The 17,514-nt window shown below is 45.1% G+C and carries 31 protein-coding genes and 1 other RNA gene; 1 reads left to right on the forward strand and 31 read right to left on the reverse strand.

Features of this window, described 5'->3' with window-relative positions; all coding sequences use genetic code 11:
- Positions 1-85 precede the first annotated feature (85 nt).
- From GFB47_RS15270 to GFB47_RS15420, 31 genes are all read right to left on the reverse strand, one after another.
- On the reverse strand, positions 86-769 hold the full coding sequence (locus GFB47_RS15270; RefSeq protein ID WP_153448471.1) for a hypothetical protein: 684 nt from the start codon (positions 767-769) through the stop codon (positions 86-88).
- 138 nt (positions 770-907) lie between these two features.
- Complete coding sequence (locus GFB47_RS15275; protein ID WP_153448470.1) at positions 908-1,702, reverse strand: phage head morphogenesis protein; 795 nt, start codon at positions 1,700-1,702, stop codon at positions 908-910.
- Positions 1,695-3,284 carry a DUF935 domain-containing protein gene (locus GFB47_RS15280; protein ID WP_153448469.1) on the reverse strand — a complete coding sequence of 530 codons (1,590 nt, stop codon included), beginning with the start codon at positions 3,282-3,284 and terminating at the stop codon, positions 1,695-1,697. Before GFB47_RS15280 ends, GFB47_RS15275 begins: the two co-directional genes overlap by 8 nt.
- Positions 3,281-4,888 (reverse strand): terminase large subunit domain-containing protein, encoded by a 1,608-nt coding sequence (locus tag GFB47_RS15285; protein WP_178306510.1) that lies wholly within the window; start codon positions 4,886-4,888, stop codon positions 3,281-3,283. Before GFB47_RS15285 ends, GFB47_RS15280 begins: the two co-directional genes overlap by 4 nt.
- 2 nt (positions 4,889-4,890) lie before the next feature.
- Complete coding sequence (locus GFB47_RS15290; RefSeq protein ID WP_153448468.1) at positions 4,891-5,469, reverse strand: DUF3486 family protein; 579 nt, start codon at positions 5,467-5,469, stop codon at positions 4,891-4,893.
- Entirely contained in the window at positions 5,441-5,689 is a 249-nt protein-coding gene (locus GFB47_RS15295) for a hypothetical protein (protein WP_153448467.1), read from the reverse strand. Before GFB47_RS15295 ends, GFB47_RS15290 begins: the two co-directional genes overlap by 29 nt.
- A gap of 8 nt (positions 5,690-5,697) precedes the next feature.
- Positions 5,698-5,988 carry a VpaChn25_0724 family phage protein gene (locus tag GFB47_RS15300; RefSeq protein ID WP_153448466.1) on the reverse strand — a complete coding sequence of 97 codons (291 nt, stop codon included), beginning with the start codon at positions 5,986-5,988 and terminating at the stop codon, positions 5,698-5,700.
- A gap of 2 nt (positions 5,989-5,990) precedes the next feature.
- The gene (locus GFB47_RS15305) at positions 5,991-6,290 is read right to left on the reverse strand and encodes a DUF2730 family protein (protein WP_153448465.1); all 300 of its coding nucleotides are present in this window, start codon (positions 6,288-6,290) and stop codon (positions 5,991-5,993) included.
- Positions 6,291-6,512: a TraR/DksA C4-type zinc finger protein gene (locus GFB47_RS15310; RefSeq protein WP_153448464.1), complete on the reverse strand. Its 222-nt coding sequence runs from the start codon at positions 6,510-6,512 to the stop codon at positions 6,291-6,293.
- A 135-nt stretch (positions 6,513-6,647) separates the two neighbouring features.
- Positions 6,648-6,908, reverse strand: coding sequence for a DUF2681 domain-containing protein (locus GFB47_RS15315; protein WP_153448463.1), 261 nt, complete (start codon positions 6,906-6,908; stop codon positions 6,648-6,650).
- Positions 6,905-7,153: a DUF2644 domain-containing protein gene (locus GFB47_RS15320; RefSeq protein WP_153448462.1), complete on the reverse strand. Its 249-nt coding sequence runs from the start codon at positions 7,151-7,153 to the stop codon at positions 6,905-6,907. Before GFB47_RS15320 ends, GFB47_RS15315 begins: the two co-directional genes overlap by 4 nt.
- Positions 7,140-7,472: a hypothetical protein gene (locus GFB47_RS15325; protein WP_153448461.1), complete on the reverse strand. Its 333-nt coding sequence runs from the start codon at positions 7,470-7,472 to the stop codon at positions 7,140-7,142. Before GFB47_RS15325 ends, GFB47_RS15320 begins: the two co-directional genes overlap by 14 nt.
- Entirely contained in the window at positions 7,472-8,020 is a 549-nt protein-coding gene (locus tag GFB47_RS15330; RefSeq protein ID WP_153448460.1) for a glycoside hydrolase family 108 protein, read from the reverse strand. The genes GFB47_RS15325 and GFB47_RS15330 overlap by 1 nt, the downstream gene beginning before the upstream one ends.
- Before the next feature lie 80 nt (positions 8,021-8,100).
- Positions 8,101-8,580, reverse strand: coding sequence for a structural protein (locus GFB47_RS15335; protein WP_153448459.1), 480 nt, complete (start codon positions 8,578-8,580; stop codon positions 8,101-8,103).
- Positions 8,581-8,587: 7 nt separating this feature from the next.
- Positions 8,588-8,770, reverse strand: coding sequence for a hypothetical protein (locus GFB47_RS15340; protein ID WP_153448458.1), 183 nt, complete (start codon positions 8,768-8,770; stop codon positions 8,588-8,590).
- 11 nt (positions 8,771-8,781) lie between these two features.
- Complete coding sequence (locus tag GFB47_RS15345) at positions 8,782-9,174, reverse strand: Mor transcription activator family protein (protein ID WP_153448457.1); 393 nt, start codon at positions 9,172-9,174, stop codon at positions 8,782-8,784.
- A gap of 145 nt (positions 9,175-9,319) precedes the next feature.
- Positions 9,320-9,844, reverse strand: coding sequence for a gp16 family protein (locus GFB47_RS15350; RefSeq protein ID WP_153448456.1), 525 nt, complete (start codon positions 9,842-9,844; stop codon positions 9,320-9,322).
- Complete coding sequence (locus tag GFB47_RS15355) at positions 9,829-10,386, reverse strand: hypothetical protein (protein ID WP_153448455.1); 558 nt, start codon at positions 10,384-10,386, stop codon at positions 9,829-9,831. The genes GFB47_RS15350 and GFB47_RS15355 overlap by 16 nt, the downstream gene beginning before the upstream one ends.
- Entirely contained in the window at positions 10,383-10,709 is a 327-nt protein-coding gene (locus GFB47_RS15360) for a DUF3850 domain-containing protein (RefSeq protein ID WP_153448454.1), read from the reverse strand. Before GFB47_RS15360 ends, GFB47_RS15355 begins: the two co-directional genes overlap by 4 nt.
- Positions 10,709-11,188: a hypothetical protein gene (locus tag GFB47_RS15365; RefSeq protein ID WP_225874330.1), complete on the reverse strand. Its 480-nt coding sequence runs from the start codon at positions 11,186-11,188 to the stop codon at positions 10,709-10,711. Before GFB47_RS15365 ends, GFB47_RS15360 begins: the two co-directional genes overlap by 1 nt.
- Positions 11,175-11,252, reverse strand: an RNA gene (locus tag GFB47_RS15370) — hammerhead ribozyme type II. The genes GFB47_RS15365 and GFB47_RS15370 overlap by 14 nt, the downstream gene beginning before the upstream one ends.
- Before the next feature lie 3 nt (positions 11,253-11,255).
- On the reverse strand, positions 11,256-11,411 hold the full coding sequence (locus GFB47_RS15375) for a hypothetical protein (RefSeq protein ID WP_153448452.1): 156 nt from the start codon (positions 11,409-11,411) through the stop codon (positions 11,256-11,258).
- Positions 11,404-11,619, reverse strand: a complete 216-nt coding sequence (locus GFB47_RS15380; protein WP_153448451.1) for a hypothetical protein — start codon at positions 11,617-11,619, stop codon at positions 11,404-11,406. Before GFB47_RS15380 ends, GFB47_RS15375 begins: the two co-directional genes overlap by 8 nt.
- On the reverse strand, positions 11,616-11,786 hold the full coding sequence (locus GFB47_RS15385; protein ID WP_178306495.1) for a hypothetical protein: 171 nt from the start codon (positions 11,784-11,786) through the stop codon (positions 11,616-11,618). Before GFB47_RS15385 ends, GFB47_RS15380 begins: the two co-directional genes overlap by 4 nt.
- The gene (locus tag GFB47_RS15390; RefSeq protein WP_153448450.1) at positions 11,773-11,991 is read right to left on the reverse strand and encodes a hypothetical protein; all 219 of its coding nucleotides are present in this window, start codon (positions 11,989-11,991) and stop codon (positions 11,773-11,775) included. The genes GFB47_RS15385 and GFB47_RS15390 overlap by 14 nt, the downstream gene beginning before the upstream one ends.
- Before the next feature lie 7 nt (positions 11,992-11,998).
- Positions 11,999-12,622: a DUF3164 family protein gene (locus GFB47_RS15395; RefSeq protein ID WP_153448449.1), complete on the reverse strand. Its 624-nt coding sequence runs from the start codon at positions 12,620-12,622 to the stop codon at positions 11,999-12,001.
- An 11-nt stretch (positions 12,623-12,633) separates the two neighbouring features.
- On the reverse strand, positions 12,634-12,954 hold the full coding sequence (locus tag GFB47_RS15400) for a hypothetical protein (protein ID WP_153448448.1): 321 nt from the start codon (positions 12,952-12,954) through the stop codon (positions 12,634-12,636).
- Positions 12,941-13,159: a hypothetical protein gene (locus GFB47_RS15405; RefSeq protein WP_153448447.1), complete on the reverse strand. Its 219-nt coding sequence runs from the start codon at positions 13,157-13,159 to the stop codon at positions 12,941-12,943. Before GFB47_RS15405 ends, GFB47_RS15400 begins: the two co-directional genes overlap by 14 nt.
- Before the next feature lie 8 nt (positions 13,160-13,167).
- Entirely contained in the window at positions 13,168-14,124 is a 957-nt protein-coding gene (locus GFB47_RS15410; protein ID WP_225874331.1) for an AAA family ATPase, read from the reverse strand.
- Positions 14,125-14,158: 34 nt separating this feature from the next.
- Positions 14,159-16,159 carry a transposase domain-containing protein gene (locus GFB47_RS15415; RefSeq protein ID WP_153448446.1) on the reverse strand — a complete coding sequence of 667 codons (2,001 nt, stop codon included), beginning with the start codon at positions 16,157-16,159 and terminating at the stop codon, positions 14,159-14,161.
- Positions 16,159-16,392: a helix-turn-helix domain-containing protein gene (locus tag GFB47_RS15420; protein ID WP_153448445.1), complete on the reverse strand. Its 234-nt coding sequence runs from the start codon at positions 16,390-16,392 to the stop codon at positions 16,159-16,161. The genes GFB47_RS15415 and GFB47_RS15420 overlap by 1 nt, the downstream gene beginning before the upstream one ends.
- 172 nt (positions 16,393-16,564) lie before the next feature.
- On the opposite strand from GFB47_RS15420, the gene GFB47_RS15425 reads away from it, so the two are divergent.
- Positions 16,565-17,347 carry a LexA family transcriptional regulator gene (locus GFB47_RS15425; RefSeq protein ID WP_225874332.1) on the forward strand — a complete coding sequence of 261 codons (783 nt, stop codon included), beginning with the start codon at positions 16,565-16,567 and terminating at the stop codon, positions 17,345-17,347.
- Positions 17,348-17,514 lie beyond the last annotated feature (167 nt).

Below are 17,514 nucleotides of genomic sequence, written 5' to 3' on the forward strand. Positions count from 1 at the left end.
AAACATCTTGTGTGAAGTAAGCATGCAAAAAAAAAGCAACCGACGCGGATTAACGTTGGTTGCTTTAGTTTGGGATGATTTAGGATTAGCCTTCGAGTTTTTTCACACGTTCCCACTCTGTCTTTAAAATAACTTTTGCATATGCCTTGGTTTCATTAAGAAGTTGTACATAGTCCTTGTTCATATCATCAACTCCTTGTGATAAAGAATCAATATCTGGCTCTTTTTCAATATATTCTCGTATATCTGAAAGTTGCTTTATTATTTTATTTAATGAATATATTAATTCATTATCAAGATTTAAATCCTTTATGGATACTTTCACTTTTACTGCTTGATCATTTACTTCAGGGTTTAAAAGTAGCTCAATACGCACCCTTGTATTAATCAATTCATTGCTTAGTACTACAGCATTTAAAATTATACCGTTTTCCCTTTTTTGAGGAGGCAAATGATAAGCCATATGGTAGGTACCTATAATATAAGTATGATATTCTCCTGAAGCTGATAAAAATCCAGATACTTCATTACGTAATGTAGCAATCCATTCTCGTCTACTCTGCGCAATAAACTGCCTACGTTTTAAATCTTGCTCTGCTTCCATCTGCTGTTTCGTTTGCTCAGCTAACTTTTTAGCTTGATGAACTTGAAACCAAGCAGCTAATACAACAATAATCACGGTGACGACCATGCTACCAATAGCAATCCAATCCGTGGATGTAATAAGTGTTAGCTCTGGCACTTCCTTGACATAAACACTCGATAACATAACTCCGCCTTCAATCGTTCATTTTGTGAAAACGAAATTCTACCGCTAACAAACACTTATAACCATGTTTAAACCCCGTTTAAATCGCCTCAGATTTGTTTAAACATTTTCATTAGTAACTTTGTAGCCAATATCAACCTAAAGCGGCTTAGAATACGTCTCACGCATTCGAGCCTCTTTTTTATTTAAGTCGGCTTTCATAGCTTGTTCACGAGCTTGACCAGGGTTGTAGTTCCATCCTGGTTCAATGCCTTCTGGTAGAGTTTCCACTTCACCCGTACGTTTATTTACCCATTGCTTGGTTTTGCCTTGTGGCGCAGTGGTTGAAACTTTGTCGCTTTCAGTCAGCTTGCCATATTCATATTTTGATACCTGGCGAATCCAACACTTGCAGCCCCAACCATTAGGCGGCATGTGTTGCTGCCACCATTCATCGTCCACAGGTAACAACAAGTCTTTCCACTTAACGTGATCCACACGGTGTTCCACAGAAGGGCCAAGCTGATACAACAAGTACGGCATGGCTCGCTTAGTGCGCTCGATGCGTTCCCACTGACCAGCTGCGCGTGCGGTACGCATGTTAGTACGGTAGATGGTTTTGATTCGACCTTCGCTACCAAGCTGGACGGTTTTGGTTTCTTTGGTGAGCGGGTCATCCATTTCTTGAACGCCCCACCAACCAGACTTAACCAACAGAGGCTTTAAGATGTCGCGGAACTGGGCAAAAGTTTGGCCTTGTTCAATGGCATCTTCCACCAAGGTTTTCACATCCACCAACAAATCCGCATTGAGCATCTTGGCAACGGTAAAGGCATTGGTGTGCTCTTGCTTCCACACATCCTTGTAATCAAAGCTAGGTTCAATGGCTTTCTTCTTAAACCAGTTGAGTACATCCGTCGGCACGAAATCATACTTGTCTGAATCACTAGGCATCACGAACGTCTCCTAGTGCGCGTGTTTCAAACATGTACTTCGCCATTTGTTCGACAAAGTTCTCTGCACCTAATTGGTCTTGCAGTTCTGGCAGCTTAGCCAAGAACGCATCATAGCTGTCTACGCTATCGGCCAGTTGCATGATCGGGTTCATGAAGTCTTCCGCGACTTCTTCCCAATCGTCCATCGCATCGTCGGTGAGTTCATCAATGATTTGGTCAGAAGTTTGCGTCACACGGTTAATCGAAACACGTTGCTTATTGCGGCCTAACTCAACATCGGCATGTTTCTGGCTACGGTTTAACGCAGGCGGTGGCGTCGCGCTCATGGCAATGAGTGTTTCAGCTTGCAGCAGTTCGTCTTCTTCATCCGGTTCTGTTAAACCAAACTTTTCACGCATGCTAGAGGCTGAGACTTTCATGCCACGATCAATCAATGGCGTGATGCTATCAACCAGCATCTTCAAGTCTTCTGGCTCTGGTACTTTAATGCGTACTTTCGGGTAGCGAGTTTGTACGCCCCAATTCAAAATGATGTAAGGCTTAACTAGGTACTCATTGATGCAGGCTTCCAGTTGGCGTGCATCCCATTTCGCAATATCCATACGCACTTCGTTGTGCACGTTCGCTTGCGATTGCGAGCTGCCATCATCGGCGGTCATGGTTTGGCCGAGTACCGCCTTACTGGTTTGCTCATCACACCAGCGTGCCATGTTTTCAAATAGAGTGTTGCCACCATTACCTTTAGCCGTCTCAATCAGCTCTAGTTTCATCGACTCAGGAATAACCGCGCCTGCATCACTGGCAATTCGGCTAACCGCATTCACTAGCGTGGTAATGTCATCTTTGCTGGCGTTCGGGCCGTACTTACCCACACGCACCGGAATGCCAAACACTTCCGCAAAAGCCCACCAATCGCGAACCGTGAACGATTTCAGCATGTACATCACGGCTACCAAGCGCGCCAATCCATTGCGCCATACACTGCCAGATTTAGATCGAGGCGTGTGTACAATAAACTTATACGGCTCTAACGGTGCGCCACTTGGGTAGTCATTACTAATGAGTAAAATGCTTTCGAGTGTGTCTTGGTCGGCGCGTAAATAACGAGGATCAACCCATTTGTAGTCTTTAGGTTTCCATGGTGTCGCATTAGTGTTCCATAAGATTTGCACGACCGATAAGCCTTTTCCTAAGCCATCAAGAAGGTCAAAGAATAATTCAGGAACTTGATCGTCATTGAGTAAGTCACGGACTTTTTCTGCTAGCTCTACATCGCTTTCGTCTTCACTGGCCGCTTCCACGGTCGGAGGCAATGCCGCCACTGCCAGCTTACGGGTGCGCAGCTGGGCGGCATAATGCAAGTCGCGCTCTTCCATTTCTTCGGCTAGCGTCATGAAGGCTTCAAGGTCAGTGCCATCGACCACTGCGCGCATTAACGTTCCTAGACGTTGCGGGGTTAAGGTACTGGCGACACTGCTCGGGCGAGGGTTTCGCACACTGGTGGTATAAGCACGAGCAATGTCTTCAGACAGCACTTCTTGCTCAACTTTAAACGGTTTGCCATTTGCATCTAAAATCATAATCGAATTCCTTTACCACGCAGGTCGGTGCGTTCACCGAATGCGTCATCGTGTCGGTTGTTTTCTTCAGCACTGCCAAAGAATCGGCGGTGAGTCTCATCGCCTTTAGGGGAAATGGTGTGCAATTCATAGCGAGTTAAATCGGCTTTAGACGCAAGGAAGCCCAAGAAAATAGCAATCGCGCTATCGCCGTGACGCTTGTTGCCATCGCTGCCTTTAGTGCGTGAATCATCAATGCCAGGCACACCGCGAATCATTTGAATTTGCCCAAGGTCGGTGATCACATCTTCATGCTTTGGCAGCTCCAGTTCATCGTCTTCAAAAGCAGCTTTAAACTTCGGCATGTTTTCACGGTAATAAGCGGTAGACAGCATGACTTCAACCACTTCTTCACCATATTTGTAGTGCGCTTGCTCGGCTAGGTACTGGCCGTTACCACGCGCATCGAGGAAGATGCCATCACGACGAGGCAGGCGATCACAAATGTAATACAACGCTTGCTCTTGCTGCTTGAATGGCACGTTTTTCAGCTCGACCAAGAACGGTACTTTACGCTTGGTGTCATCATTGATAATGACAGGAGCAAACACGGTTAAGTCACCACTACGTGCAAAGTCTTCACCGAGTGCATGGCGCAAGTTCTGCGGGAGTTTCTTTAGCTCTGGCCCTGCATGTTCAACCAACCATTCTTGCATTTCACGCATGCGTGCGCCTTCACCTGCTTGGTTAAACGCATCGGAGCCAGTAAATCGCAACACAGGCGCATCGAGTTTTGCTGCTCGCTCTCGCAACGAACGCGCGATATAAGCACCACCGCCAGATTTCGGCACACAGTAATATTCTTCCAGTGCGTCTTCTTCGGTGGCGGTGTCTTTGAGTAAGTTGGCTTTCCATTGTTCTTCTTTTTCAGGCGACCATTCTTGTTTAGTGACCTGACAAATACGCTGATATAAACCTTCAGCACAAGCATTATCCAGCGTGATGGTATGGATGGAATAACGCTTTTTGCCAGCGCGGCTGTCTTGAATGAGTTGGTTGAATAGGTTTTCGACACCGTTGTGGGTAGAGATAAGTCGAACTTTAGATCCCCACATAGTCAAAGCAAGTGCGGCTTTTAAGACTTCGGCTAGGCGTTCATGGAAAGCAGCTTCATCGATGATAACTGTACCTTGCATACCACGTAGGTTAGAGGGGTTACTCGATAACGCCTGAACTTTAAAGCCGGATTCAAAGTAGATCACAAAGGTTAAGATGTCTTTGTCTTCATCGTTCAAGACATCTTCTTGTACTTCACCTGCGGCTTTATCAAATATCTTGGCCCACAGCGCGACCGCATCAATGAACTCTCGCGCCATCTCTTTATTTGAGCCAACGTAGAACACATTGTTACCGCCTTCGCCCTTGGCCGTTCCTGCGCTAATGGCTGAGTCGGCAGCTTCGGCAAAGGTTAAACCGGTTCGGCGTGATTTCTCAGCAATCTTGAGTACGGAGTCATCAGCAATCCAACGCTTCTGATAACCAAGTAAAAGCTCATCCTTATCAAACTCGATAAGGATGTCTTCAGTCACTTTGTTCACGATTGGCAAGGTAACGGTTTCAGCCATAATTAAATCCCCAAGATTTCAGATTTGAGCATTTTCACCGTGTCGGAAGTAAGGCCTGCTTTCTTAGCGACGGCTTCGGTCTTCTCGGCAGCTTCTTCAAACGCTTGCTGACGAATTTCAGACTCCAACTTAATGCTGCCTGTTTGCGCTTCTTGCAGACGCTTAATTGCCAGTGCCATTTGGCCCAAAGTTTTCGGGTCGATGGTTTGGCCTTCTTCCAACGCCGCCATTTGAAAATCAAAAATCTGGCTTTTACCCACTTCAATTAACGTGCGGGCAATATCCGTTTGTGGCATTTCACCAAACTGCTGCACCCATTGTTTCGTCATCTCTTGGGCGCGTTTGTAGTTCTCCATGCCTTTATGAAATGACTTGGAATAACGGCTTAATGCATTGCGCTTGATGTACTCTTCATCGCCACGTTCTTCCGCCAGTACACCTTGCTCGGCAATCAAATCATTTATCTGATTACGGATCTCTTCTTGGGTCATGCGGCCATCACGCAACAACATGTTGAGCTGTGACTTTATGTCATCTGGCAGTTTGTCTATCTTACTCAGTCGATTTTTGGTGTGCTTCATATTGTTCTTGCCTTATATAAGAGAGTCTGGAACAAGCGCCGCTTTTTCTTCTTAATTGATTTCTGGTAACTGATATTGCCCCAAAAAAACAAACCTCATCCATTGTTGGTGCTGATATAAGATGTTCTCTTATATGCATCAATTTACCTCGGTGCCAAAACTTACCTTTATATCCATCATCAATAGAGCAGATCATCGGTTTAACATGTTTGTTTTTCATAACAATCTCTAAGGGCGCGGACGTTTCACACCAGGATGAGTGGCTTGGCCTTCAGCAACATCACTACCGCGTTGAGTGATAGTGGCGACCAAGGTGCCCGACATATCTTTGCAGGTGATTAAGCCTTGCTCTTGTAGCCAGTGCATTTCAGACAACACAAGATCACGACTGATACGATGACCGTACGCATCGAGCGAAGAATCTAAAATAGACTCATTGGCCGTATAAGCAGGTGACTCATTCAGCACCCGCAACATCACAAGACGGCGGTCTTGCTGTAAAACTTCATGCATGCTCATGACTATTCCTTCATTTCTTTTTCAAGCAATAACTTGGTTAAGTGATCAACTGGCTTTAATGCCGCCCGTAATTCTTTGATTTCGCCACGAGTAACTTCCATTTCTAAACGGAGTTTGTGGTTATCATCATGTGTCGGCAGTGACGAAATGTAGTTATTGATCTTATTAATTTTTTGATTTGCCGTTTCTAAATCTTCACGTTTTGCATAAGTTTTAGATAACAGCATTTGAATCACTTGTACTACGCTCAACACTCCAGCCCAGACAATAGGCCACCAAACTTTTAAATCATTAATGTCCACTCATCGTTCCTTTTCTAACTGTGATTTACACGCTACGCATAAAGTGGCAGCAGGGTTGATTTCTAATCTTTTTAATGGAATAGGCTCACCACAACACGCACACACAATAGTGTCACCATCAATCATTTGCGGTTTTTGTTCGGTCACTTGCCTTGCTCGGGCAATAGCAGCATCTCGCTGCCGCTGTTCTAACTTGGCGGCTTGGTCGATTACATCTGTCATTGATTGCTCTCTTTTTTGTTCAGAGGCTTTGTAGGACAAATGGCCTCGTAAGTTTCGTTATGGTTTAACACCTGACGCTTGGTGCCATCGGTGTCTTGTGGGCTGGCATAAATCAACCCAAAGCTGGTACAGCCGCTATTGCTGACGGTAATAACCTTTCTCGCGCATCCGCTCATCAAGCTGATCGCCATCAAGAGCAAAGTTATCTGCTTCAATTTTTTGCTTAATTTGCACATGCTTTATCTCCGTTTGCAATTGTGCGTTCATCACGTTCGCTTGCTCTAGCTGCCCCGCAATGCGTTTCGATTTGGCTTTGTAGTAGTTCATTAGCCAGAACAGGAAAACAAAGGCAGCGGCAGCACCCGCAATCAAATACGTCATGATTGAAAAACTCATGAACCCACCTTGGTCACTTTGGATTTGTAAGCAGAGACAGCGCCCTTGGTCACGACTGCGCCGCCGCTAAAAATGGCCAAGGTGGTGAACAGTTCCGGCACGTAGCTGCGGTCTAAATACACCGAATACAAAAGCACGGCAGAGAGAACGAAGAACCCAAGCACATGCAAAGTGCCTGTGGTACTGGTTCGGTTGTCGTCATTGGTAAACAGCTCTTTTAAAGCGTTGGGTTTAGTGGTTGGCATGAGCGTTCCTTTCATTTTGATTTCTGAGAATCGATTGAATACGAGGATGCAGTGGTGTTTTTAACTCTTGCTGCTTTTGATTTTCCGCATAGCGATAACGAAACTGGGCTAAGTCATTGGCGGTCACGCTTTCAAAACCACGGCGAAATTGTGATTGCCAAGTTGAGTTATGGCTGTACAAAGGTGCTTTGTGTAAACGCGGTTCAATCCCGTTTTGAAGGTCATTTAATTCATCATTAAAGCGAGCTTTACGACCATCTTTGAATCGCTCAAAGGCTCGGGCATTTTTTAGATCGGGGTTGAGTTTATAAAAAGACATCACACCAACTCCCAAGCCGCTTCTAAGCAATCACTTAGACGGTTGTGCCAGCCCTCAATAAAGCGACTTTGTGTCGGGTTCTTCTTGATAATGCGAGCGTAGAAACGAGCACGTCGTAGGTGATAAACAGAAAGCAGGTATTCATCGTCTTTGGCGTAAACCGCTTCATGGGTTTTAGGGCCATAAATGCCATCGGCTACCACGCCAGCGACTTCTTGCAGCATCTTAATGGCGGCACGAACGCCGTGTTGCACAGCAGCATCAAAGACGGCTAACGAAAGAGGGTCAGGTAAATCATTACAGCTTGCTACTAACCAGTAGTGGGCGTAATACAATGCAACGGCGTCATCAATGGTTAGATCAGCAATGTTTTCATGGGGAAACGCACGCTGACTAATACCAAACTTGGTTTCACCACCACGATCTTGAGGGTCGTCCACATAGCCGCCATCAGCCGTTAGCCCACCTTCTTTTTCTAACACGAACATTAACGCATGGCAGAAAGAGAGCGAGTAATCACGAGTATTAAATGGAAAATCTTGAGACATAAAAAAAGCACCGCCGAGTAAGTTGTTTACTCGATTGTGCTTTTTATTAAGGGGGTAAGCGGATTAACGTTGGTTGTTGTTTATGGGTGTTCGTGTCGGCTTAATTGTCTAATAGAGCAATTACATGTCAGATCTTCATTTAATGGGTGCGTAGTCCAATATTCATCATCGACAGAAAATACCTTACCATTATCGGGTTCGTGGATAGCGCAATCTAGAATAAATGTTCCACGCTGAAGTAACAGGTTTGGCATTACTCGCTTAGTTCTATGAATGCGATCCCATTGCTCATTCACTCTGGTCAAAGATATGATTCTAAATACTAAAAAATCAATATGGTTTTTACTTATATCATCTTTCTTGTTACCAATTAGAATTGGCGAAATAGATTCACACATCCAGTTATAAGGTAAAATTTCAATTGCTTGTTTTAGGGCGTTTCTTCTGTCATTGATATTCTTAGATAGAATCTTATGCAAAGATTTTAACGCTGCACTCGGTACATTTAATTGCTTGCAAACAAAATCAAAAGCAGAATCAAAGGCTAAGTTCTTGGCCATGATTACCTCACTTTTTCCACTGACTTAGAGCAATGTAGTAAAGATATGGCAACTGTAATACAGGAATAAGAACTAGAACCAACATTACCCACCAATCAGATTTCAAGCCAACGCGCTGCGCTACTTTACACAAAGGGAATGCGGTAATTAAGCCCACGATAATTGCTACCAATAAATCAAAAATAGTCATAATAATTCCTTCTAAAATAAATCATGTTGTCGTTTTTTCACTTCGCGGTTACGCATCTTAGCAATAACTCGGTAAATGTGTTGCATACTCACATCATATTTACGAGATAATTCAGTGACATTGTTGCCTGTAAACTCGTTCCAAATGTGCAAGTGTTTAATCTCGTTTGCAAGTTGGTTGCCTCGTGGCAAGTAGAACTGCATGCCACCAAAGGCTTTACAAATACTGCTTAACTGACGAATGGCTAACTCTTCACTCACGCCAGCCTCGATAAGCTCATGCTTTAAAATATCGTACATTTGGCGCATGGCTTCCGGCCATCGGCAATCTTCGGTGTCTAAATCTTTAATCGCTTCAATCGACACGTCATCAAAGCCCAACATATCAAGGTTTTGCTCTGTCATTATTAATCTCGCTTATTCCCACTTAATATGGGAATTGTTAGCGGTGATTAAAAACACGTCAACCGATATCGTATAGATGTTCCGGAATGGGAAATAATGAGAAAGGTAGGCAATAAAAAAACGCCCGTTGAATTGGGCGTTTTGGTTAGTCGATAGGGTTATGTTTTCGATGTTCTATGTCGTAATGCGCGCTCATTACGGCATGACTGGGTAAGTTCCCGTATTCATTGCGGCATTTACGCCAGCCGTTCGCAATACACGCTTCATCCATTAAACGCACATGCCAACGTTTTAACGCTTCCAACACATAAGCGGCTTGTTCTTGGTTCATCCAGTTAGCGCGTTCTACGCCTTTGCCGTTAATCTGTTTGGTCATGCGTTTGCAGTAGGCGTCTATTGCTAGGTCTTTGGGGTTACGCACAAAACCTTGTTGGTGCATGGTGATCCAAATAGCTCGAATAACCGTGACTTCTTCCGCTCTTGGGCGTGGCTTGCGCTTCACTTTGAAGCCTTTGGTTTTCATCCAATCGACCACTTGTTTTAGCTTGGCGTCACTCAAGCCTTTGCAGCTTCGTTGGCCTGTAATTTGCTCTAACATATCGCGGTAAACATCATCATCTAAGTTCAACTGACGCTTGCCAATCTGTACCATTTTTAGCATTGCTGACATGGCGGTCTCCAGTTCATTTCTTTCAACTTATTTGCAATGGTGCTTTTCTCACCGAGTGGGTCGATGCCCATCTTCACCATGCGAGTGGCTTGCTCGATGTACCATTGGCTATCATCAGGCTTGGTGGTTTGTACCGCTTCCGCTTTGCCTTGGTGAGTGTGGTTTTCTGTAGGCATTGCTACGTTATTTTTTACCGCTAGGCTTTTGTATACCTGCTTTAAATAGTTGTGGTTGGCGAGTGGCTTCACGTCTTGAAACTGAATGCGCTTTTCACGCAGTTTGTTGACCGTTTCAATCAAGGCGGAAGCAAGTAGATGATCCGCTTTGTATTCATCGGTGACTTCACGCATGAGGCGCAGCGCACGACCATTGGATAAATCTGACTTGAGCGGACGAAACAAGCCGATGTAATTCAACAATGGACGAGCGATAAAATCAGGCAGTGCCGCCACATCACCAAGCAAGTCACGACCTGCTTGGTCTTGGATTAACGCATCCAAGTGAATGTTGCAGTGGCACACAGGGCAACGGGTGAGTTTCATTGCTTCACCTCAACTGCATCACTTGTACCAAGAATGACAAAGCCAGGAACTAGACCATCAAAGTCATAGCCACCCAAGATATAAGTGATCGTTACTTCAAGCTTTCTGCCTGTGTATTTTTCACCATCCCATTCATTAAGCACTAAAAAGTCACCTACGTTGTAATCACGATCTGCACAACGAACCTCAAAACGCTTAGCTCCTGATAACTGTGCATTAAAGTAATTGGGTAGTATTTTTAAATCATGGACATTTGAGGTTGGGCTATTTAAAAATAAGTCTACATATTCACGTAGCTTTTCTGTTGAGGACTTGGCTTTCATTACAAATCTCCCGTGAAAGAGCTTTTAGACTTAACCAAAGTAATGCCTTCAAGCTTTTTAAATTGACGACACACTACGGAAGCTTTAGAAAACGTTGGAACATGGAAAACATGTTTATCATTAAGATCTGGATATTTCTTTGTAACTCGACGTTTCCCCCATATTTTCGTCATGCTAGTTTTAAATTTTGTGTCGTATTTCGATTTGGTCTTCTTACACCACACATCAGCTAGAATCGCTGGCGCTTTATCACTAATGCCATCGTTCCCTGAAAAGCTCACCCATTCACCTTTAATGATCCCATCAATATAAACTTGCAGGCATGTTTTAGATTCAGAAGCTCGAACGCGCTCAACACCTACTTCATATCCTTTGTAGTCAAAGACGATACTTACCCAACCATCAGACATTTCATCTTCAATTTTTTTCCACATTTCTTTGGTTATTTCTGTACTCATAAAAACCTCTTCGCTACTCATCAGTACCTAGCCACGACGCTAGATAGACAGATAACCGCTAACTGTTCGGCTATCTGTTTCGTTCGGGTTAGTCTTCGGCTGGCGGTGGGGTTTGCCCTAGTACCCACATCAGGGCATCGACTACACCTTGCATGTACACATCGCTGTGGTGTTTTTCTTCCGCAAGTTCCAACTGGTTTTCTATTGCTTGTTTGCTGTGTATGCAGGTGTAAGGGTTATTCATTTGGCTGCTCTTCTAATCCTTGAAAATATTCTTCAACTAAAAATCGACCAGTATCGACACCATCAACACGGCCATCATCGTAATGCCAATCTGAAACTTCACCTTGGCTCATAGAGTCTTTATCTTTTTCTGATCGTGATTCTTTTTCAGCTTCGATTTGTTCATCAAAAATTTTCAATAAATCATCTAATATTTTTTGTTTATTCATTCTTCCCATTCCTTTTCATTTGAAGCGATTGACTTGATCCGCTTCGCTTTGGGTAGTGGGGTATTGCGCCAATCCCCACAATGTTTGTCTGCCCACGCTTCGGCTTGTTCTTTACTCATGCGGTTGTGCAGCATGATGCAAGGAATAAGCTCATTACTGCGTGGCATCGTCATTTCCTCCAAAGGGTTTATCACCAAGACCAAGTAACCATTGGCAGGTAGCGGCAACGCCTTTGTTGAACTCCTTGCGCGGGTCGCCTTTGGCCGCCTGTTGAATTTGCTCAATTAACTCGTCTGGTGTGCGTTCTTGCATTTTCTTTAGCAAGAACTCACGGCGCATCGGGCAATCAAGTAGTTGGTTTGACTGAGCCATAACGACCTCACAGTTTTGAAATGTCGAGTGGGATTTGTGTATAAGCGCCGTTCTCTTGACGCTCGTACAAGCGCAAATAAGAACTGGTGCCAGTGATTTGAATTGAATCGGCAATCGCTTCCATGGCGTCTAACCATTCCGCATCATCAATATCTAATTGGCGCAAACTCAGCACCTGGTTTACATCAATGTGGCCTTGTTTATTCACACGGAAAGCATGATCCACAAGGGCTTTGATTTGGTCGCTTGAACCTTCCGACCAGCGTTGAATACACGCATCAATCTTGGTTTTCGCGGCTTGAATGCGTTCATCAAACACGCGGTGTTCACCCATAGCTCGTTGCAATTTGTAGCGGCCATCAAATGAAACCAGTGTGACGTTTCCTTTAGTGCCGCCATAGTTCACGCCGTATTCTTCAGCGGATAGGTCTACAAAGTCGGCGACCTTGTTCATGGCTCCTGCTTTAAAAGTGGCAAGGCGTTGCTGCTGGATGCGAGCTTCTTGCACTATGGTCATCACCACATCATCACGAATGAGATCAATCGCTTTGATTTGGCTCTCAGGTACTAGGTGGCTTTGTGCGTTAAAGCGGTAGCCTTCAGGTGCTTGGTTTGGGTTTTGGGTAGTCATAGTCGTTTCTCTTATAAGTTCGTCGGCCATGAAGCGATAAGCTCTGGCGCGTATGGGTTTAGGTGTTGAGTGATAAAAAAGGCTTCTGGTAGTTCGCTGTCGTACCAACGAACTAAGCAGCCGCTAAGCTTGGCGACATGGCTAGTCACACGCTTGCCTGCTTTACGCTCTGTGACCGTGTAGGCTTTGGTCATCAACGACACAGGCGGCATTTCAATAGTGATGGTTGGAATAGCGAGTTTGACGTTCCAGCCAATCACAGCAGCGCCTTCACGTTCTAAGCGTTCAATGGCATTGCGAACCGCGCGGCGTTTTTCGTTAAAGTGCATCATTGGTTAACTCCTTATCAAATCGATAGATGTGACCGGGAGCCAACAAGCACTCATCAGGTCTCATTTGGTCTAAATCCACGCCACCGTCTACCATGTGCGCAACGCGATCAAACTTGAACACTTGGCCTTGTGAGTCCTTTATCCATAAATAAGCTTCCCCGTTGTGGGTTGCGATAGTCTCTTTACTCTTGTTTACAACAGTCATCTCACACCTCACTCATTGGTTTCTAATTCAGCAAACGCAGTGCGTAAGCCTTTTTCGGTAATCTGTCCGCCTTTGGCATACATGGCCGCAAGCTTTAGGGTTTTGCTTAATAGACGTAAACCACCCGGGCGTTCGCTGATTTGGAACATCAGGCTGTTTTCGGTTTCGCCAAGAACATTCCACGCTTGTGCAATGGCGCGAACGTCGGCTTGTTTGGTTTTGTGAATGCCGCGCTTTTTCGCAATGCGTGAGAACAAACGGGCAAAATCTTCATTGCGTCGGCCACCCGTTAGCTGCGTATAAACCTTGTTGTTACCTACTAGCACCATGCCTACGCCTGTTTCTTCTTGCAGAATGCGCAGCTCTTCTAGGGTTGGGTAATCGAGGTGGTCGGCTTCATCAATGATGATCAAACCCTCTGTACCTTTTAGGCGCTGGCGAATCACTCGCGCTAATGGGCCTTTGCGACGTGGCGCTTGATCCATGCCTAGCTCCATCGCAATTTCATATAAGCATTCGGTCAGGCTTGAACGGCTTGGCGAAGCGGTCACCATCCACACGTTGTTGTTTTGCTTTTGGTACTCGTGCAGGGTTTCTGATTTGCCGACACCGGATGCGCCGTAGATCACGACAATCGATTCGGTCACTTGGGCGTAGGTCAAATCGTTAGTGATTTGCTGTGCTGTGGTTGTCATCACAAAGCCGGGGTTTTGGCTTGGCGTTGCTTTACGTGATTCACGCATGCGCAACCATTTCTCAAGCTTCTCAACAATCTTGCTAGGGTCGGCTTGGTATTTGTTGTTGATGATTTGGCTTAGCGTGGCAGGCGACACGCTGATCTCTTTCGCTAGCTGCGATGATGTAACCACTTTTGAGTCAACCAAAGTACGAACACGCATTAACACATCGGTTTCAGTCGCTTGGGGTTGGCCTAAAGTGATCACGTTTTCCATTTGTTTAGTCATAAATTGCTCCGTTTATCGGCGGTTTAAATTGGTTTTAAAGGCGGTTTTTGTTCTTCTGTTCCACAAGATACGAAAGGTTTTGCGCATAATTGGCTTCGTAGTCTTCATCCAGATCTTCATCCACATGGACTTGTGCAGCGGTGTTGCCAATGGACACAGGGCGGAATGGCTCAACCACTTTGGTTTCTGGGATGAACTCTTCTTCAAGCGGCTTCATCATGGCGGCCACTTCCAGCGCATCCATATCGGTTTGCGCTTGTGCGGCAATCTTGTTGGCTTTGGTAAATTGAGTGCGTTTGCGTTTGTGTTCGCGAGCGGCTTGAGTGTCGCCGAAGCCGACTTTCTCTAAACATTCCGCTGTACAAATTCGCACGCCTTGTAGGGTGTAAACTTCTACGCTGTCATGCAGTTTGAGTGGGTCAAAACGTGCCACCAGTTTTTGCCCTACGTAATCAAACAGGGCTTCATGGTGGTAACGGTTCTTACGACCTTTCAAGCTGCCGCCTGCATCAAGCGTGATGGTGGCGTGTTGTTTGTTCACCGTGATGGCTTCCGCTTGTAGCATCATCAATTGCAGCTGCTCTTGAGTCGCTTTACGGATTGGTGCTTCTGCATAGCTGGCGTTAAAGGCATCGTTAAAGCTCATCATGCCCTGGCAGATTTCAGTGCGGCGGTTTTGCTTGCTGTTGTACATCTCAACACCAGCCGCGAGCGCTTTTAGGAACTCTTCTGCATCAATCGCTTTGCTTGCGTAGTTGTCTGGCTTTGCCATTGGGTTAGGGCCAGTGTAGGCACCTGCACACAGTGGGTGTTTGTCGATCATTTCATCTAGGCCGCCCACACCAAACGCACGTTCGATAGGTTTTGCCTGACCGTGACCTTTACCCAAGATCACGCTTGACCAATGCAGCTTCATACCAAGCATCGGGATGATGCCAAGTGGGTCATCTTCTTTGACTTTGAAGCGGTAACGGTTAGGAACGCCGCCAGTCATCCATTTGTTTGCCGCTGCGCGGGTGTTATCTATGGTGATTTCTTTTGGTACGCCGTAGCGCTCGCACACATCCATAAGTGATAGGCGAATGCTGTCGGTGTTTTCGCTGATGTCACAACGCCAACCCACAATTTTGCGCGAGTAGATGTCTTGCCAAAACCATGTTTTAGGACGAAGAATTTCACCGTTGAACCATTTCACAAACACGTTGTGCTGGTAACCATCGCCATTAATCCATTCAAGGGCATGCAAGCCATCAACACTGCGTTCTTGGCTTGGGAATAAACTCATTAATGCGTGCTCACCTTTGCGTAGCATCACTCGTTGTTGATGTGGTACTTCATGGCGAATACGGCGGTCTAGGCTTTTTAGGCTAGGTACTTTCCAGCCGTGTTGTGGAGCAGCTTCGATTAAGCGCTCGTAACAAGCGGCCATAGTTGGTTGTTCTAGGCGTAGGTAATCGGCTTTGAAAAAATCCCACGCAGCAGGTGTGATGTAGGCAAAGCGTTTCGATTTGATTTCAGACGCGACTTCTTTATTGCGATCAAGCAATGCAGGTGCCCAGTCTTCCGGTGCAAAATCTTTCACTTTGGAACAGGCGCGGCGTAGGCTCATTTTGCTGATCCCGAATTCATTTGAAACGGTTTCATAAGCGGCCATTTTGCCAATGCCAGAGCGCACAAGTTCGCTAACGGTCTGCACGGCTTTTAGTACACCTTGCGCTTTTTCTTGCGCACGAGTGCCAGCTTTGTTCCAACGCACCCATAATGCTTCGCGACAGTAAGAAGTGGTTTTGGGTTTTGGTAAATCGAAAACCTGATCACCCACTTTGATTTTGCCTTCACGCTTGTAAAGCGCAGCTTGTGTGGCAAGCGGTAAAATAGAAATGTGGTATTCGAACGCTTTAGTGCCTTGCCGCTTGCGTTTAAATTCAGGATTTAGATCTCGCTGACTAAATAGGTTATTCAGTCTGGCTAAACAATTTCGCTCTAGCTTTGGCATGCCCGTCACGCCAGCTATTTCTTTGGCTGTGAAGTACATTAAGCTACTCCTTTCGTCTCAACTTCAGGGTAACGACTCGGCCAAATATCTTCTGGTGCCATATTTAGTGCATCTGCAATTAGACGTTCACCCTTCGGCCAAGGAGCACATAAAGCATTGTTTAATGTTCCTCTGTGATACCCGTGGTGCATAGATAATTTGGCAACACTCCAGCCTTTCATTTTTAAGTGAGCAACAATCAATGCTCGTGGCATATCGGTTTTTGTTTCCATTCTTAGCCCCCAATCTGCTAGTATCTCTTTATTACTACATGCACTAAGTAACTAAACTTAGTTCGTAAAATCAATTCTTGATCTAAATATAGTTCTTGTCAACAGCTAAATTTAGATCTTTTTCTAAATTACGTTTCTTTTGGGCTAAATGTGGCTCAGGCTAGATACGACAATGGGTTTAAAGAATATGGTCGAAAAAGACTCAAATTCTTCTAACGATCCGATTGAAAACAAAGGAAATGGATCGTTATCAGAAAGAATTTTGCTTTTGATGAAAGGCAGAAGTGCGAGGCAAGTAGCTGAGGATTGGGGGATTGGAGCATCTACCGTAAATGCTTATGTCAAAAACGGATCCATTCCAAATCTAAATATAGCGCACCAAATTGCGTGCAGAGAGGGTGTTAACCTAGAGTGGTTAGCGACAGGCAGAGGCGAAATGCTAGCAATAGATGAGCCTATGAAGCCTATATTCGGAATCAGTGATGTAGCAGAAAGCTATGCTGCCTCTAATGAAATGCTCGAATTTTATAATGAGTTTGTTCTTATTCCTGGCTATAGAATTCAAGTCTCAGCCGGACACGGTACAAACCCTTTAGGCGGTGAAGAAGAACCATGCAGACACCTAGCGTTTAGGCGCAAGTGGTTGAAGTGGCGAGGCTTTAGCGAAAAGGATTTAGCGATTGTATGGGCCAAAGGCGACAGCATGGAACCAACGATCAACAACAACGACACGCTAGTGGTGCACCTAGGCCGCACCGTTCCACAAGATGGGCACATATATGTTTTTAGAAACGGTGAGGAGCTGTTTGTGAAGCGTTACCAAAGCATGGTGGGCACGTGGCGTTTAATTAGCGACAACAAAGCTTACAGCATGATGGACATCAAAAAAGAAGAGCAGCACCAGTTCCAAGTGATAGGCCAAGTGGTTCACATCGCTAAAGACCTGGGCAACTGATTTAAAAATTTAAAGGCACTTTAAAAACAAAATAAAGCCTTTTCCAAATTGTTCATTTTACTAGGGCTGATTTTCATAATTTCAAAAAATTGTTCATTTTGAAATTTCCACCATCAACACCTAAAATACAAAAAAGGGTTTGAAGCAAAACGCCTCAAACCCTTTGT

Source organism: Vibrio algicola (genome assembly GCF_009601765.2).
GTDB classification, from domain to species: Bacteria; Pseudomonadota; Gammaproteobacteria; order Enterobacterales; family Vibrionaceae; genus Vibrio; species Vibrio algicola.